This is a genomic window from Olleya sp. UBA1516 (assembly GCF_002323495.1).
GTDB lineage: Bacteria > Bacteroidota > Bacteroidia > Flavobacteriales > Flavobacteriaceae > Olleya.
Window position 1 is genome coordinate 14858 of record NZ_DCQO01000021.1, and the last position, 14745, is coordinate 29602.

The 14745-nt window shown below is 31.4% G+C and carries 21 protein-coding genes; 10 read left to right on the forward strand and 11 right to left on the reverse strand.

Features of this window, described 5'->3' with window-relative positions:
• Window position 1: 1 nt before the first annotated feature.
• The 5 genes from mutL to B2989_RS13845 all read right to left on the reverse strand — a co-directional run bounded on the left by mutL (window position 2) and on the right by B2989_RS13845 (window position 3716).
• A complete protein-coding gene (mutL, locus tag B2989_RS13825) occupies window positions 2–1852 on the reverse strand; it encodes a DNA mismatch repair endonuclease MutL (protein WP_292949564.1) in 1851 nt (616 codons plus the stop codon).
• Between the two features lie 4 nt (window positions 1853–1856).
• Window positions 1857–2138 (reverse strand): riboflavin synthase subunit beta, encoded by a 282-nt coding sequence (locus B2989_RS13830; RefSeq protein ID WP_145002363.1) that lies wholly within the window; start codon window positions 2136–2138, stop codon window positions 1857–1859.
• 9 nt (window positions 2139–2147) lie between these two features.
• Window positions 2148–2366, reverse strand: coding sequence for a hypothetical protein (locus tag B2989_RS13835; RefSeq protein WP_028281622.1), 219 nt, complete (start codon window positions 2364–2366; stop codon window positions 2148–2150).
• Window positions 2367–2457: 91 nt separating this feature from the next.
• A complete protein-coding gene (ribH, locus tag B2989_RS13840) occupies window positions 2458–2937 on the reverse strand; it encodes a 6,7-dimethyl-8-ribityllumazine synthase (RefSeq protein WP_145002365.1) in 480 nt (159 codons plus the stop codon).
• A gap of 8 nt (window positions 2938–2945) precedes the next feature.
• Window positions 2946–3716: a tetratricopeptide repeat protein gene (locus tag B2989_RS13845; protein WP_145006699.1), complete on the reverse strand. Its 771-nt coding sequence runs from the start codon at window positions 3714–3716 to the stop codon at window positions 2946–2948.
• 133 nt (window positions 3717–3849) lie between these two features.
• Here B2989_RS13845 and recF point away from each other — a divergent pair, with 133 nt between their 5' ends.
• From recF to B2989_RS13870, 5 genes are all read left to right on the forward strand, one after another.
• Window positions 3850–4929, forward strand: coding sequence for a DNA replication/repair protein RecF (recF, locus tag B2989_RS13850; protein ID WP_292949571.1), 1080 nt, complete (start codon window positions 3850–3852; stop codon window positions 4927–4929).
• The gene (locus tag B2989_RS13855) at window positions 4910–5344 is read left to right on the forward strand and encodes a lipocalin family protein (protein WP_292949574.1); all 435 of its coding nucleotides are present in this window, start codon (window positions 4910–4912) and stop codon (window positions 5342–5344) included. The genes recF and B2989_RS13855 overlap by 20 nt, the downstream gene beginning before the upstream one ends.
• Window positions 5344–5640, forward strand: a complete 297-nt coding sequence (locus tag B2989_RS13860; protein WP_292949577.1) for a DUF721 domain-containing protein — start codon at window positions 5344–5346, stop codon at window positions 5638–5640. The genes B2989_RS13855 and B2989_RS13860 overlap by 1 nt, the downstream gene beginning before the upstream one ends.
• A 110-nt stretch (window positions 5641–5750) precedes the next feature.
• The gene (locus tag B2989_RS13865; RefSeq protein ID WP_028281616.1) at window positions 5751–5942 is read left to right on the forward strand and encodes a cold-shock protein; all 192 of its coding nucleotides are present in this window, start codon (window positions 5751–5753) and stop codon (window positions 5940–5942) included.
• A 168-nt stretch (window positions 5943–6110) separates the two neighbouring features.
• Window positions 6111–6302, forward strand: a complete 192-nt coding sequence (locus B2989_RS13870) for a cold-shock protein (protein WP_028281615.1) — start codon at window positions 6111–6113, stop codon at window positions 6300–6302.
• A 155-nt stretch (window positions 6303–6457) separates the two neighbouring features.
• Here B2989_RS13870 and B2989_RS13875 read toward each other — a convergent pair whose 3' ends face one another.
• Window positions 6458–6877 (reverse strand): nucleoside-diphosphate kinase, encoded by a 420-nt coding sequence (locus tag B2989_RS13875; protein WP_028281614.1) that lies wholly within the window; start codon window positions 6875–6877, stop codon window positions 6458–6460.
• A 142-nt stretch (window positions 6878–7019) separates the two neighbouring features.
• Between B2989_RS13875 and B2989_RS13880 the strand changes: the two genes are divergently transcribed.
• From B2989_RS13880 to B2989_RS13890, 3 genes are read left to right on the forward strand one after another with little or no spacing between them, the layout of a single operon-like run.
• On the forward strand, window positions 7020–8039 hold the full coding sequence (locus B2989_RS13880; protein ID WP_292949587.1) for a DHH family phosphoesterase: 1020 nt from the start codon (window positions 7020–7022) through the stop codon (window positions 8037–8039).
• Window positions 8029–8574 (forward strand): gliding motility-associated peptidyl-prolyl isomerase GldI, encoded by a 546-nt coding sequence (gene gldI / locus B2989_RS13885; protein WP_292949590.1) that lies wholly within the window; start codon window positions 8029–8031, stop codon window positions 8572–8574. Before B2989_RS13880 ends, gldI begins: the two co-directional genes overlap by 11 nt.
• Before the next feature lie 40 nt (window positions 8575–8614).
• A complete protein-coding gene (locus tag B2989_RS13890; RefSeq protein WP_292949594.1) occupies window positions 8615–9802 on the forward strand; it encodes a peptidylprolyl isomerase in 1188 nt (395 codons plus the stop codon).
• 708 nt (window positions 9803–10510) lie between these two features.
• Here the strand turns inward: B2989_RS13890 and mazG are convergent.
• The 4 genes from mazG to ruvX form a co-directional block, all read right to left on the reverse strand.
• Entirely contained in the window at window positions 10511–11284 is a 774-nt protein-coding gene (gene mazG, locus B2989_RS13895) for a nucleoside triphosphate pyrophosphohydrolase (RefSeq protein ID WP_292949597.1), read from the reverse strand.
• Between the two features lie 108 nt (window positions 11285–11392).
• Window positions 11393–11815 (reverse strand): DUF5606 domain-containing protein, encoded by a 423-nt coding sequence (locus B2989_RS13900; protein WP_292949600.1) that lies wholly within the window; start codon window positions 11813–11815, stop codon window positions 11393–11395.
• Window positions 11816–11920: 105 nt separating this feature from the next.
• A complete protein-coding gene (gene def, locus B2989_RS13905) occupies window positions 11921–12514 on the reverse strand; it encodes a peptide deformylase (protein ID WP_292949603.1) in 594 nt (197 codons plus the stop codon).
• Window positions 12515–12523: 9 nt separating this feature from the next.
• A complete protein-coding gene (gene ruvX, locus B2989_RS13910; RefSeq protein WP_292949606.1) occupies window positions 12524–12934 on the reverse strand; it encodes a Holliday junction resolvase RuvX in 411 nt (136 codons plus the stop codon).
• A 102-nt stretch (window positions 12935–13036) separates the two neighbouring features.
• On the opposite strand from ruvX, the gene B2989_RS13915 reads away from it, so the two are divergent.
• The gene (locus B2989_RS13915) at window positions 13037–13852 is read left to right on the forward strand and encodes a 2,3,4,5-tetrahydropyridine-2,6-dicarboxylate N-succinyltransferase (RefSeq protein ID WP_292949609.1); all 816 of its coding nucleotides are present in this window, start codon (window positions 13037–13039) and stop codon (window positions 13850–13852) included.
• Window positions 13853–13927: 75 nt separating this feature from the next.
• Here B2989_RS13915 and B2989_RS13920 read toward each other — a convergent pair whose 3' ends face one another.
• Entirely contained in the window at window positions 13928–14527 is a 600-nt protein-coding gene (locus B2989_RS13920; protein ID WP_349676218.1) for a lipopolysaccharide kinase InaA family protein, read from the reverse strand.
• Here B2989_RS13920 and B2989_RS13925 point away from each other — a divergent pair.
• Entirely contained in the window at window positions 14412–14675 is a 264-nt protein-coding gene (locus tag B2989_RS13925) for a hypothetical protein (RefSeq protein ID WP_292949612.1), read from the forward strand. The genes B2989_RS13920 and B2989_RS13925 overlap by 116 nt on opposite strands.
• Window positions 14676–14745 lie beyond the last annotated feature (70 nt).

A 14745-nucleotide genomic window follows, 5' to 3' on the forward strand; every position in this document is an offset into this window, starting at 1 on the left:
GTTACATAAATTTTTTCTCTAACTCATCCACAGACATCGTAATAAAAGTGGTTCTGTTAGTAGGTGACACATTAGGTTCCTTGCAGGCAAACAAACGATTTACCAAATGTTCTTGCTCTGTATTGGTTAATGATTGTCCTGTTTTAATCGCTAAGCTTTTAGCCATAGATTTTGCTAATAAATCTGTTGCCGAAAAGTTACTATCTGGCACTTCATTTTCTACATCGCTAATTAATTGCTCTAAGATTATGGATACTTCGCTTTCTGGCACATTAACTGGTACACCTGTTATCTCTACTGTTTCATCTTTAATAGATTGAAAAACAAAACCTGTAGACTCCAAGTCCTCTTTTAATTGATTTATTAATGCTATTTCTTGCTTAGAAAAGTGTAGGTCTAACGGAAATAATAGTTGTTGGCTTACACCTTCTTTAATTGTAATATGTCTTAGATAATCTTCATACAACACACGTTGATGTGCACGATGTTGATCTATAACTAACATTCCAGATTTGATGGTACTTATTATAAATTTATTATTTAATTGATAAGTGGATTGCTTTGTTTCTACTTCATTTTCATTTTTAAAAAAGCTCTCGGTATTTGGTTCGCTTTCAAAATGCACTTCACTAAACTCTGTATTTGTTTTTGTGCCTTTAGACTCTAAACCAACATATAAACTGTCCCAACTTGCAGTGGCAACAGGTTCTTTTTTGTAGTTAGAGACATTTTTAACTTTAGGTGTCTCCTCTTTAAAAGGATTAAATGTACGATCCACCTCCACACTTGGCATTCCTTTTTGTTGGTAACTGTATGGTGTGTCCAAATTGGCATCTCTGTCAAAATCTAAAACTGGAGCAATATTAAACTGCCCTAAACTATGTTTTACTGCAGATCTTAATATAGCGTATAATGTATGTTCGTCATCAAACTTAATTTCGGTTTTAGTTGGATGAATATTTATATCTATTGTTTGCGGATTAACTGTTAAATTTAAATAATAACTAGGCTGTGCACCATCTTTAAGTAAGCCTTCAAAAGCAGAGTTAATAGCATGATTTAAATACGCACTTTTAATAAAACGGTTATTGACAAAGAAAAACTGTTCGTTTCTAGATTTTTTAGCAAACTCTGGTTTACCAACAAATCCAGAAATGGTTAACACCTCAGTTGCTTCTTCTACAGGTACTAATTTCTCATTAGTTTTAGTTCCAAAAATATTTACAATACGCTGTCTGTAATTGCTTTCTGGCAAATTAAAAGTCTCACTTCCATTGCTAAACATAGAAAAGCTAATAGATGGATGTGCTAATGCCACACGATGAAACTCGTCTATAATATGTCGTAATTCTACTGTATTAGACTTTAAAAAGTTACGTCTTGCAGGAATATTAAAAAATAAATGTTTTACGGATAATGATGTCCCTTTTGGTGTCACAACAACTTCTTGAGACTTAACTTCACTACCTTCAATAATTATAGTGGATCCAAGATCTTCATTGTCTTGCTTCGTTTTAAGCTCGACATGCGCAATTGCAGCAATACTTGCCAATGCCTCACCTCTAAATCCTTTAGTATGTAATTGGAATAAATCCTCAGCAGATTTAATTTTTGATGTCGCATGACGCTCAAAACTTAATCTAGCGTCAGTGGTACTCATCCCTTTACCATTGTCGATAACTTGGATTAACGTTTTTCCTGCATCCTTAACTATTAACTTAATAACTGTTGCATCTGCATCGATAGCGTTTTCCAACAACTCTTTAACAACAGACGCTGGACGTTGCACAACCTCTCCTGCTGCAATCTGATTAGCAACATGGTCTGGTAATAGTTGAATAATATCTGCCATAAGTCTAATTAGGGAAGAAAATAGATAAATCGAAACCTATAATTAATAAAAATAAAAACACTAAAACAGCTACAATTAAAACAATCCTTCTATTGGCAGTTTTATCTGTATTGTTTTTTAAATCTTCGATAGCATTATTAAATTTTTGCTTTAAATTAGGATTGTCTCCTACTGTAGTCCTATGCTCGTCAAACTTATGTTTTATTTCAAATGGACTACCCTCACCTTTGTAAAAACGAGGTGTATAATCAAATTTTTTATTTTTTCGTTTAGAGAGAAATCCCATAGTAAAAGATTACTTAATTTTAGTTTCTAAATAGTACATTAAAGCAGCCAAAAAAAGTAAAACTCCAACTAAAAAAAATAACGTATTACTTTTTTTAGAGTTAGTCTTAGATTTTCTTGAACCATTCCAGCTAGTATTTAAACTCTCTTTTAGCTTTACAGCTGAGTTTTCTTCTTTAGAAAAACGGGATTGGTAGTTAAATTTTTTATTTTTCTTTTGACTAAACAAGCCTTTACAGTTTTAATGTGATTAATATCCAAAAATACTGAAAATACTACAGAAAGGCTGTTTAAGAATGCTAAAAAATGTTAACAGAATTTTAGGCGTTTTTACGTAGTGTTGCCATCTTTAAAGCTGCAACTGCTGCCTCTACACCTTTATTACCATGTTTACCACCAGAACGATCAATAGCTTGTTGTAATGTATTATCTGTCAACACACAAAAAATAACAGGCGTCTCTGTAGTAACATTAAGGTCTTTAATACCTTGGGCTACTGCATCACAAACAAAATCAAAATGTTTAGTTTCGCCTTGGATTACACTTCCAATTGCAATGACAGCATCAACGTTTTGTGCTATCATTTTTTTAGAACCGTAAATTAACTCGTAACTTCCTGGCACATCCCAAACCAAAATATTTTCTGGTTGCACATCATGTTCTAAAAGTGTGCTTTTAGCACCTTCTAACAACCCTTGTGTGATATTGTCATTCCATTCTGAAACAACAATCCCAAACCGAAATTGCTTTCCGTTTGGGATTGATGCTTTATCGTATGCTGATAAATTTGTTGTTGCCATAAGCTTATTTAGTTAGACATTGCTTGCGCTTTTCCAATAAACACTTCTGCTTGAGTAGCTTCTGGCGAGTTTGGATAGTTGTCTTTAATTTTATTAAAAAAGTCTAATGCTTTAGATGCTTTACCTAAGTCTAAAGCAGTAATTCCTGCTTTGTATAGGTATGTTGGAGCTGTAAATTCGTTTTGACGTAAGTTAGCAGCTTGTGTATAATAATCTAAAGCGTTTTCATTATCTGTTAATTGTACAAAAGCATCTCCTATTGCGCCTTTAGCCATAGGTGCTAATGCTTCATCTTCACTTTCAAACTTATCTAAATAAACAATTGCTTGTTCGTAGTTTTTAATATTTAAATAAGCCATACCAGCATAATAATTAGCTAAGTTTCCTGCAGCAGTACCACTATATTGGTCTGCAATATCTACCATACCTAATTTACCTTCACCTCCTTTAAGTGCTAGATTGTATAAAGAATCTTGTGCTACACCATTTGTAACAGCTTCATTAAAGAATTTTTGTGCTTGGTACATTTCATTCATTGCTTCACCTTGCTTAGGCTTAACTATAAATTGTTGATAAACTAAATAACCTAAAGCTAATGCAGCTACAACACCAATTATTATAAAAATGTTTTTCTGATTTTTTTCAACAAACTCCTCTGCTTTGTTTGCAGATTCGTCTAATGTATTAAAAACTTCAGCAGTTGTTGAGCTTTCTTCAACCTCTATTTCCTTTTCTACTTTAGTATTTGGTTTGTATCCTCTTTTCTTGTAAGTCGCCATATTAGTTTTATTAATGCGCACAAAAATATAATTTTTCTTCAGAAATAAAAGGTTATTATTTGATAATTTTCAATAATTTGCACATCCTTATTAGGCTACCCTATTTAAAACCCTATATCCTAGCAACAACTACATGATTTTAAAATCTTTAGCGCTTTTAAACTATAAAAATTTCGACTCTAAATCATTCGAGTTTAACCATACTATTAACTGCCTTGTTGGTAATAATGGTGTTGGAAAAACCAATGTATTGGATGCAATCTACCATTTATCCTTTGGTAAAAGCTACTTTAATCCTGTAGCATCACAGAATATTAAATATGACGAAGAGTTTTTTGTTATAAATGGTGAATATGACAAAGACGAAAAAACAGAAAACATTGTAGTAAGTCTGAAAAAAGGACAAAAAAAAATTATAAAAAGAAACAGTAAAGCATACGACAAGTTTAGTGATCACATTGGTTTTTTACCTTTAGTGATAATAAGTCCTGCTGACAGAGATTTAATTATTGAAGGTAGTGATACTAGACGAAAATTTATTGATAGCGTTATTAGCCAAAGCGATAAAAACTACCTAAGTAATTTAATTAATTACAACAAAATTTTATCTCAACGCAACTCATTGCTTAAATATTTTGCTGCAAATCACACTTATAATAATGACACTGTAGATGTTTACAACCAACAACTACAACAATATGGAACCCTTGTTTTTGAAAAAAGAAAACAGTTTTTAGAGTCATTTATACCTTTATTTAAGGCTAGATACAAAGCCATAAGTAATAATAACGAGGACGTAAGTTTAAATTATAAAAGTGACTTATTTGAGGACAGCTTAGAACAATTATTAAAAAAAACAATTAACAAAGACAAGGCATTACAATATACTAGTGTTGGTGTACATAAGGATGATTTAGAATTTAATTTAGGCGAATATCCAATTAAGAAGTTTGGAAGTCAAGGACAACAAAAATCATTTTTAATTGCGCTTAAATTAGCACAATTTGATAGCATAAAAGCTATTAGTGGTGATAATCCTATTTTATTATTAGATGATATTTTTGATAAATTAGACGAAACACGTGTAGCACAAATTATTAAATTAGTTAATGATGAAAATTTTGGACAAATTTTTATTAGTGACACACATGCCGAACGTACTGAAAACGCTGTTAAACAAGTACATCAATCGTATGAAATATTTAAATTATAACATGAAAAAGACGTATTACCTATTATTAATAGTACTAGTGGGATGCTCTAAAAATCCTGAAGATTTAAAGCAACACCTTTCAGGTTATTGGGAAATAAACGAAGTAACCTTAAGTAATGGTACAAAAAAAGTGTATAATATAAACGAAACAATAGATTATATAACTATAAACAAAGACTCTGTTGGGTTTAGAAAGAAACTAAAACCAAACTTTAATGGGACTTACCAAACCTCTAAAGATGTTGAACATTTTATTTTTAAAGTAGAAAACGACAGTCTTAACCTGTATTATAAAACACCATTTGCTAACTGGAAAGAAACTATTTTACACGCTAGCAAAGACAAATTACAGATTATGAATCAAAATAAAGATTTGTATTTATATAAACGCTACACACCTATAACCGTAGACTAATGGCAAAACGAAACAACAACTTACTTAATATCTCTGACGCATTAAAAGATTTTGTTACAGAAAATAACCTGGAAAAAGGACTGGATAAAGTTAATGTAAAAGACGCTTGGGCAAAATTAATGGGTAATGGTATTACTAATTATACCACAGCAATCGAGCTTAAAAAAGACATACTTTATGTACAACTAAGCTCTAGCGCACTTAGAGAAGAGCTTAGTTATGGTAACCAAAAAATAATTAAGTTATTAAACGAAGAACTAGGTAAAGAAATAATTAAAAAACTGATATTGAGATAATTAAAAATAATACCAGCGAAATATATTTTTTAAAATAAATTAAAATTTACTTTATAGTATTATTAAATATTATATCTTTGAGACATTATTAACAAATTTTTTTTATTACAATGGCTCAAGGCACAGTAAAATTTTTCAATGATTCTAAAGGATTCGGTTTTATAACTGAAGAAGGATCAGACAAAGACCATTTCGTACACATCTCTGGACTTATCGACGAAGTTCGTGAAGGTGATGTTGTAGAATTCGACTTACAAGAAGGAAGAAAAGGTATGAACGCAGTAAATGTAAAAGTAGTATAATTATATATTTTCTATTTAAATCATTACAAAAAAAGCCTTTCCACACGGAAAGGCTTTTTTAGTTAAAAATGCTAAATAATTGAAAATAAATAAAATAAAAGTGCATTATTAAAATTATTGGTACCATCTTTGCAATAATTAAAATAATTAATATTAAATTTTATTACAATGAGTAAAGGCACAGTAAAATTCTTCAATGACGCTAAAGGTTTTGGATTCATAACAGAAGAAGGTGTAAACAAAGACCATTTTGTACACATTTCAGGATTAATCGACGAAGTTCGCGAAGGTGACGAAGTTGAATTCGACTTACAAGAAGGTAAAAAAGGATTAAACGCAGTTAACGTTAAAGTAATTTAACAACTACCATATATCTTTAAGATTAAAGCCTCTCTATTTATTTAGAGAGGCTTTTTTTTTGTTTTAAAACCCAAAACACTTTACAGTCTTTAATTATAAAAACAAAAAAAATCCAGCTAAAAGCTGGATTTTTATAATTTATATAGTTTTAAAACTTAAAACATTTCACGTCCAGCAAAATGGAAAGCACCTTCAATAGCTGCGTTTTCATCACTGTCACTTCCGTGTACTGCATTTTCGCCAATAGACGCTGCATATAATTTACGGATCGTTCCCTCTGCTGCATCAGCAGGATTAGTTGCACCAATTAAAGTTCTAAAATCTTCAACAGCGTTATCTTTTTCTAAAATAGCAGCTACAATTGGTCCACGTGTCATGTACTCAACTAACTCACCATAAAAAGGTCTTTCACTATGTACAGCGTAAAATGCTTCAGCATCTTGCTTAGTCATATGTGTTAATTTCATTGCAACGATTCTAAAACCTGAAGCGTTAATTTTTTCTAAGATTGCGCCAATGTACCCTTTTTCAACAGAGTCAGGCTTAAGCATTGTAAATGTTCTGTTAGTTGCCATTTTTTTATTTTAATGTTATCTAATTTATTTAAAACAACAATCCTTTTATAGTTAAAAGTGCTTGTTAATTTTGTGCAAAAGTACGCCATTTATTAAGAAAAACAATATATTCGAATATTAAAAAATTGTATCTTCGTGGGCTATGACAAAACAAGACATTACAGCAATTAATCAGTTATTAGAAACACCTAAAAAAATTGTAATTGTAAGCCATAAAAATCCTGATGGAGACGCTATTGGCTCTAGCCTAGCCTTATTTCATTATTTAACAAAAACTAATCACTTAGCTACGGTTATTGTACCAAACGATTATCCTGATTTTTTAAAATGGATTCCTGGTCAGGATTTGATTTTAAAATATGATAGTCAAAAAGAAGAAAGCGAACAAACACTAAATGAAGCAGATATTATTTTTGCTTTAGATTTTAATACTTTTCATAGAACTGGAGATATGGAACATGTACTTACAGACAGTAGTGCATTAAAAATAATGATTGACCATCATCAACAACCTGATGATTTTGCAAAATATATGTACAGTGATGTTAGCATGAGCTCGACTTGCGAGATGGTGTATAATTTTATTGACATGCTAGAGGACACACCTATAATAGATAGCAATATAGCTACTGCAATTTACGTAGGTATTATGACAGATACAGGATCGTTTAGGTTTAGATCTACTACAAGCGCAACGCATAGAATAATAGCTAATTTAATAGACAAAGGTGCAGACAACACCATGATACACAATCAAGTATACGATACTAACAGCTATAACCGTTTGCAATTATTAGGTTGTGCTTTAAGTAATTTAAAAGTTGTACCAGAATCTAGAGCTGCTTACATTACGTTATCTCAAAAAGAATTACAACAATTTGATTACAAAAAAGGAGATACAGAAGGTTTTGTAAACTATGCTTTATCTTTAAACAATGTTGTACTTGCTGCTATATTTATCGAGGATTTACAACAAGGTATCATTAAAATTTCTTTAAGGTCTAAAGGCGATTTCTCGGTGAATGAAATGTCTAGATCCCACTTTCAAGGTGGTGGACACACAAATGCTGCTGGAGGAAAAAGTGATGTAAACTTAGAGCAAACCACAGAAAAATTTATTAGTATATTACCACAATACAAAACAGCACTACATGAAGCGTAATTTAGCCATACTATTACTAATCTTAACTACTGTTTTAAGTTGTAAAACACCGGAAGCTAGAAAACCAAAGTCGGTTAACTCTGGCTCTTTTATTGACCAATCTGTTGCTAGAAACAAAGCGTTAAATAAAAAAGAAATTAAAGCAATTGAAACACTGATAGCTAGTCAACCAGAAAATAATTACAAAACCTCAGGCAACGGATTTTGGTACTACTACAATACTAAAATTGAAACTGACAGTATTGTAAAACCTGATTTTGCAGACATTGTAAACTTTAATTACGACGTAAAAGATTTAGACGGAAAAACCATTTATACTCAAGCAGAATTAAAAACTCAAAGTTACGCAATGGACCAACAAGAACTTTTTACAGGTTTACGTGAAGGTCTAAAACTTATGCAAGCAGGAGAAACGGTAACCTTTTTGTTTCCGTCACACAAGGCTTATGGCTATTATGGAGACGAAAATAAAATAGGTACTAACATTCCATTAGTTTGTAAAGTAACCGTTAATTCAATAACAAAAAAAGAATAGAAACAAACCCAATATTAAAATGAACAAATTAATTAAAACAATGAAACTATTATTGATTGCTCTTTTGGTTAGTATGTCTAACACATCTTGCCAAGAAAAATATCCTGATTTGGAAGACGGATTATATGCCGAATTTGTTACAAATAAAGGTACTATGGTTGCCAAGTTATTTTACGACAAAGTACCAGTAGTCGTGGCTAATTTTGTTGGCTTAGCAGAAGGTACACATCCAAAACTTGATGACTCTTTAAAAGGTAAACCTTTTTATAATGGTGTTACTTTTCATAGAGTTATGGATAAATTTATGATTCAAGGTGGTGACCCAACAGGAACTGGAACTGGAAGTGCAGGATATAAATTTTTTAGCGAATTTGACACAGACTTAAGTCATGACAAAGCAGGAATACTATCTATGGCTAATTCTGGTGGATTAGATACTAATGGAAGTCAGTTTTTTATTACTGAAATACCTAAGCAAAACTTAGATGCTTTTTACGCAGACGGAAGTTTAAAAAACTGTGGTGCACCAAGAGTAAGTTGTCACTCTGTTTTTGGAGAATTAGTTAAAGGTATTGAAGTACAAGATACGATCTCTAACGTTAAAGTCGCACCAGGAAGCAACAAACCATTAGAAGATGTAGTTATTCAAAAATTAAACATTATCCGTAAAGGTAAAGATGCTAAAGCATTTGATGCTGCTAAAGTTTTTACAGAACAAGAGCCTCTTTTACCTCAAAAATTAAAAGATTTAGAAGTAAAAGCTCAAGAGATTTTGAAAGAAAAAGCTAAAGAAGCTGCTAATAACTTTAAAAAAACTAATGCTGATAGACCAGGTGAAGTAAAAGAATTCCCTACTGGATTAGTTATGATTGTTGAAGCAAATCCAAATGGTGTTACACCAAAACCGTCAGACCAAGTATTAATTGATTGTACTGGATTATTTGAAGATGGGCGTTTCTTCTTTTCTACAATAGAATCTGATGCTAAAAAATATGACCAATACAATGAAGACGCTGCAAAACAAGGTGCATACCAACCTTTTGCAATGCCTTATAACGAGTCTGCAACTTTAGTCCCTGGTTTTAGAGAAGCTATGCTAAATATGAATGTTGGAGATAAAGCTAGAATATTTGTACCAGGTTATTTAGGATATGGTGCTTCAGGTCGTGGTCCAGTACCACCAAATGCAAACCTTATTTTTGATTTAGAAATTGTATCAATCAAATAAATTACTTCTGTTTTACAGAAAAAAAAAGCACTCTTTATGAGTGCTTTTTTTTGTTATAAACAATTTTATAATAGAGACAAAACCTTTATAAAAAACCAAATCCTACTCCTAAAAAGAAGTAGGATTGTGGCTCCTAACTAAACTAACCAATTACTTCTCTTCGCTTGTAAGAAATAATTTTCCTTTAATGACATCAAAGTGATGTATGCTATTAATCAACTATATTATCTTGAAAAGATTATGTCATTTATAAGTATATACGACACATTTCTAGTTTTGGACTTTTTAAATAGAATAAAAATTAAAATATTAGAAAAAACAACATGTTATAACGCATAGTTTTTAGCACACAATTAAATAATAGCAAGCATTACGAGCTATTTATGTTTTCAATATTTATTGAATAAAAAAATCCTACAATAGCAGGATTTTAAAATATTTTTTAGCAATTCCAGAAAAAAACGAAACTTAATCTCTTATAATTTTAAATCAAAAAAACTGAGTATGTGAAAATCACAGATGTTCCAATTACTGTTTTTTGGCCTCCTCCCAAAAAAACTTAGTATTTGAAAATCACAGATTTTCCAATTACTGTTTTTTGGTCTCCTCCCAAAAAAACTTAGTATTTGAAAATCGCAGATTTTCTAATTACTGTTTTTTGGCCTCCTCCCAAAAAAACTTAGTATTTGAAAATCGCAGATTTTCTAATTACTGTTTTTTGGCCTCCTCCCAAAAAACATCCATTTCACCCAAAGTCATGTCTTTTAAATCTTTATTTAGCGCTTTTGCTTTTTGTTCTAAATACTCAAAGCGTTTTTTAAACTTTTTATTCGTGCGTTCTAAGGCGTTTTCTGGGTTTATATTTAAAAACCTAGCGTAATTTACCATAGAGAACAATACATCTCCAAATTCGTCTTCCATTGCATCAGCATCACCTTTCTCTACCTCAACTTTAAATTCGTTAAGCTCCTCCTCTACTTTTTCCCATACTTGTTCTGGTTGCTCCCAATCAAAACCTACGCCTGCTACTTTTTCTTGTATTCTGCTTGCTTTTACTAACGCTGGCAAACTATTAGGTACGCCTTCTAAAACACTTGTTCTGCCTTCTTTTAATTTTAGATTTTCCCAATTACGTTTGACTTCAGCTTCGTCTTTTACAGTCACATCGCCATAAATATGTGGATGCCTATGGATTAGTTTTTCGCAGATACCATTACAAACATCTGCAATGTCAAATGCCTTTTTCTCACTTCCAATTTTGGCATAAAAAACCATGTGCAGCATTAAATCACCAATTTCCTTTTTAACTTCTTCTAAATCGTCTTCTAAAATAGCATCGCCTAACTCATACGTTTCTTCAATAGTTAAATGACGTAAGGTTTCCATGGTTTGTTTTTTATCCCAAGGACATTGCGCGCGTAACTCGTCCATAATAGTCAATAAACGGTCAAATGCTTTTAATTGGTCTGCTCTAGAATTCATATAAAATAAGGTTTTTGTAAAAGTACGTTGATTTGTTTCATCTTAAAAAATCATAAACAAAAAAATCCAGCAAAAGCTGGATTTTTAATATCTATAAATAAAGTCAATTTATTCTTCTTCGTCAGACGCTTCAGCCTTTGCAGTATCAAAGTCTAACATGTTATTTTTTTGTAACATATTATACCATTGTACTACCTTTTTAATATCACTTGGGTACACTCTATCCTCGTCATAATCTGGTAATACTTCAAAAAAGTACTCTTCCAGTTTATCTTTAGAATCCTTGTGACTAATACTCGTTTGTGCTCCTTTTTCTTTGTCTTTAATTTTACTTAAGACGTCTTTTAATGGCACTTCTTCTGTTAAAGTATAAATTGCAATCTCACTTAAAATACTAACGTTTTGTTGTATTCCAACAGACATACGTCTATTATCAATTAAAGATTCGGCTATAAAGCCACCTCTTGTTTGAGTTACTAATTTATATAATCCAGGTTTTCCTGCAATTGCTAATACTTTATCTAAAGCCATATAGTTTCTTGTTTTTAATTATCCTTTTATCTTCCACTTTGACACTGCATAGTGTAAAAAAATTGGATGGCAAATATCTTATGTTAGTTTGGGTTTTCCAAACGTTTAACGTTTCTTTTTCATTAATGGAAATTTCATGCGATAATCCACATTAATTTTTCCTTTAGAGATGTTAGTTAATTTTCCTTTTATCAAACGCTTTTTTAAAGCAGATAAATGGTCTGTAAACAAAATCCCTTCGATATGATCATATTCATGCTGAAACACTCTAGCAGCCAAACCATCTAATTCCATTGTTTGCTTGTTAAAGTCTTCATCAAAATATTCAATTTTAATATTTGGTTGTCTAAAGACATCTTCCCTAACATCAGGAATACTTAAACACCCTTCATTAAAAGCCCATTCGTCACCAGATTCTTCTAAAATAACTGGGTTAATAAAAGTATGTTTAAAGCTTTTTAAAAAGTCGCTTTCCGCTTTACTCATTACTTCTTCATCATCTGCAAACGGAGTCGCATCTACAATAAACATACGGATTGACAACCCAATTTGAGGAGCTGCTAAACCTACACCAAACGATCCATACATGGTCTCGTACATGTTTGCAATTAGCTCTTTTAATTTTGGATAATCCTTTGTAATGTCTGTCGCTTTTTTCTTTAAAACGGGATCGCCATAGGCAACAATTGGTAATATCATACTAATTTTTTATTGATTATAAAGATAGCTTTGTAAGATTATGGTTGCACTAACCTCGTCTAAAAGCGCTTTATTTTGTCTTTGTTTTTTCTTTAATCCGCTATCTATTAATGTTTGCGTCGCCATTTTAGATGTAAAACGCTCGTCTACACGTTTTATCGGAATCTTAGGAAATACATTTTCCAATTTAACCAAAAACGGAATAATTAACGCCTCACTCTCACTTGGCGTATTATCCATTTGTTTTGGTTCTCCGACTAAAAATAATTCGACTTGCTCCTTACTTAGATAGTCTTTTAAAAAAGTAATAAGCTCTTTAGTATTTACAGTAGTCAATCCAGAAGCAATAATCTGCATCTCATCAGTCACTGCTAATCCTGTTCTAATTTTTCCGTAATCAATTGCTAAAATGCGAGCCATATTAAATTTTGTGCAAATTTATAGTTTTATACTCTTAACACCTTAAATATTGTGCCATATTTTAATTTTTACGAATTATATTTGTCTTAAATTAAAATTGACATGACAGAATTACAAAAAACAATAGATACTGCTTGGGATAACCGAGAGTTATTGACAGACGAAAAAACCATTGCAGCTATTAGAGAAGTGGTTAACCTTTTAGATTTAGGAAAATTACGAGTAGCAGAACCTACAACCGATGGTTGGCAGGTTAACGAATGGGTTAAAAAAGCGGTTGTTTTATATTTCCCTATTCAAAAAATGGAAACTTTAGAAGCTGGTATTTTTGAGTATCATGATAAAATTCCACTAAAAAGAGGTTATAAAGAAAAAGGAATTAGAGTGGTACCAAATGCTGTTGCACGTCATGGTGCTTACATATCTGCAGGTACAATTTTAATGCCTAGTTATGTAAATATTGGTGCCTATGTAGATGAAGGAACTATGGTTGACACTTGGGCTACTGTAGGTAGTTGTGCTCAAATTGGTAAAAACGTACACTTATCTGGTGGTGTAGGTATTGGTGGTGTTTTAGAACCTTTACAAGCGTCTCCTGTTATTATTGAAGATGGTGCTTTTATTGGATCACGTTGTATAGTTGTAGAAGGTGTACATGTAGAAAAAGAAGCTGTTTTAGGTGCAAATGTAGTATTAACTATGAGTACTAAAATTATAGATGTTACAGGAGATACACCTATTGAAATGAAAGGTCGTGTACCTGCAAGATCAGTAGTGATTCCTGGTAGTTATACTAAAACCTTTGCTGCTGGAGAATATCAAGTACCATGTGCTTTAATTATTGGAAAACGTAAAGAAAGTACAAATAAGAAGACCTCTTTAAACGATGCTTTAAGAGAGTATGATGTTGCTGTGTAAAAATTGAAAGTAACCGTTTATAAAATGTAAAAAGCCTCTAAATTTAAAATTTAGAGGCTTTTTTGTATTTAAAATTTATTTCTTAAACTGCATTTTCCTTCCGCTACGTCTTAATTTTTTACTATTAATTTTTAGTTGAAATGCTCGACTATGCTTAAGCATTAAATCATAGGTATCTTGATACGACTTGTTATACAATTTGGAATAAGCTTCAGCCAAAATCTTAATCATAGTTTTAGACAACCATAAACGTCTAAAATTATGCATACGATTATCAAAACTCATTGGTTTAAAACGCATCCTATTTAAATCAATTAAATAGAAATTATAATGATTAGCATTTTTAGTTATTAAAGTATTACCTGGTGAATGGTCTAAAAAATCAATATTATTTTCATGTAATTTAAAGGTAAATGCTGCAAATTGCTGCAAAATTTTAACACGTTCCGGAAATTGAGGATTATGGATTAACGCTCTAAACTCAAAATCATAATCAATATGCTTACTAATGTAATAACTAGATTTTAATCCAAAAATAGATGTGTTTTCTATGTAGGCAATGGGAAAAGGCGTTGATACACCGCAATCTATTAATCTATTAGCATACTCAAAAGACCGTTTAGCCTTAGTAGGACGTATATATTTATATACAAAACTATTAAAGGTGTTGGGTATTTTAAAGGACTTTACATTTAATTTTAATCCTTCTACCTCAAAAGACTTTATAATGTTGCGTTGCCCAATAGTTACGGATTCTCCAGAGGTTTCAAATTCTTGGATAAGTGCAATTAATTGGGACTCTAAATGCTTATATTTTGGATGACAGTGTATGATAGTAATCTATTTTGAGATTGTTCAAAGATATATTAAAGTAAATTTTAATAAAAGCCGAT

What these genes read in the sequence shown, in the direction of transcription:
- B2989_RS13860 (WP_292949577.1), top strand. Translation starts at nt 5,344, where the DNA reads ATGGCAAAACGAAACAACAACTTACTTAATATCTCTGACGCATTAAAA.
- B2989_RS13925 (WP_292949612.1), top strand. Translation starts at nt 14,412, where the DNA reads ATGGGAAAAGGCGTTGATACACCGCAATCTATTAATCTATTAGCATAC.
- recF (WP_292949571.1), top strand. Translation starts at nt 3,850, where the DNA reads ATGATTTTAAAATCTTTAGCGCTTTTAAACTATAAAAATTTCGACTCT.
- B2989_RS13900 (WP_292949600.1), bottom strand. Translation starts at nt 11,815, where the DNA reads ATGGCTTTAGATAAAGTATTAGCAATTGCAGGAAAACCTGGATTATAT.
- gldI (WP_292949590.1), top strand. Translation starts at nt 8,029, where the DNA reads ATGAAGCGTAATTTAGCCATACTATTACTAATCTTAACTACTGTTTTA.
- B2989_RS13880 (WP_292949587.1), top strand. Translation starts at nt 7,020, where the DNA reads ATGACAAAACAAGACATTACAGCAATTAATCAGTTATTAGAAACACCT.
- B2989_RS13830 (WP_145002363.1), bottom strand. Translation starts at nt 2,138, where the DNA reads ATGGGATTTCTCTCTAAACGAAAAAATAAAAAATTTGATTATACACCT.
- ribH (WP_145002365.1), bottom strand. Translation starts at nt 2,937, where the DNA reads ATGGCAACAACAAATTTATCAGCATACGATAAAGCATCAATCCCAAAC.
- B2989_RS13875 (WP_028281614.1), bottom strand. Translation starts at nt 6,877, where the DNA reads ATGGCAACTAACAGAACATTTACAATGCTTAAGCCTGACTCTGTTGAA.
- B2989_RS13845 (WP_145006699.1), bottom strand. Translation starts at nt 3,716, where the DNA reads ATGGCGACTTACAAGAAAAGAGGATACAAACCAAATACTAAAGTAGAA.
- ruvX (WP_292949606.1), bottom strand. Translation starts at nt 12,934, where the DNA reads ATGGCTCGCATTTTAGCAATTGATTACGGAAAAATTAGAACAGGATTA.
- B2989_RS13870 (WP_028281615.1), top strand. Translation starts at nt 6,111, where the DNA reads ATGAGTAAAGGCACAGTAAAATTCTTCAATGACGCTAAAGGTTTTGGA.
- B2989_RS13890 (WP_292949594.1), top strand. Translation starts at nt 8,615, where the DNA reads ATGAAACTATTATTGATTGCTCTTTTGGTTAGTATGTCTAACACATCT.
- mazG (WP_292949597.1), bottom strand. Translation starts at nt 11,284, where the DNA reads ATGAATTCTAGAGCAGACCAATTAAAAGCATTTGACCGTTTATTGACT.
- B2989_RS13865 (WP_028281616.1), top strand. Translation starts at nt 5,751, where the DNA reads ATGGCTCAAGGCACAGTAAAATTTTTCAATGATTCTAAAGGATTCGGT.
- B2989_RS13855 (WP_292949574.1), top strand. Translation starts at nt 4,910, where the DNA reads ATGAAATATTTAAATTATAACATGAAAAAGACGTATTACCTATTATTA.
- def (WP_292949603.1), bottom strand. Translation starts at nt 12,514, where the DNA reads ATGATATTACCAATTGTTGCCTATGGCGATCCCGTTTTAAAGAAAAAA.
- B2989_RS13915 (WP_292949609.1), top strand. Translation starts at nt 13,037, where the DNA reads ATGACAGAATTACAAAAAACAATAGATACTGCTTGGGATAACCGAGAG.
- mutL (WP_292949564.1), bottom strand. Translation starts at nt 1,852, where the DNA reads ATGGCAGATATTATTCAACTATTACCAGACCATGTTGCTAATCAGATT.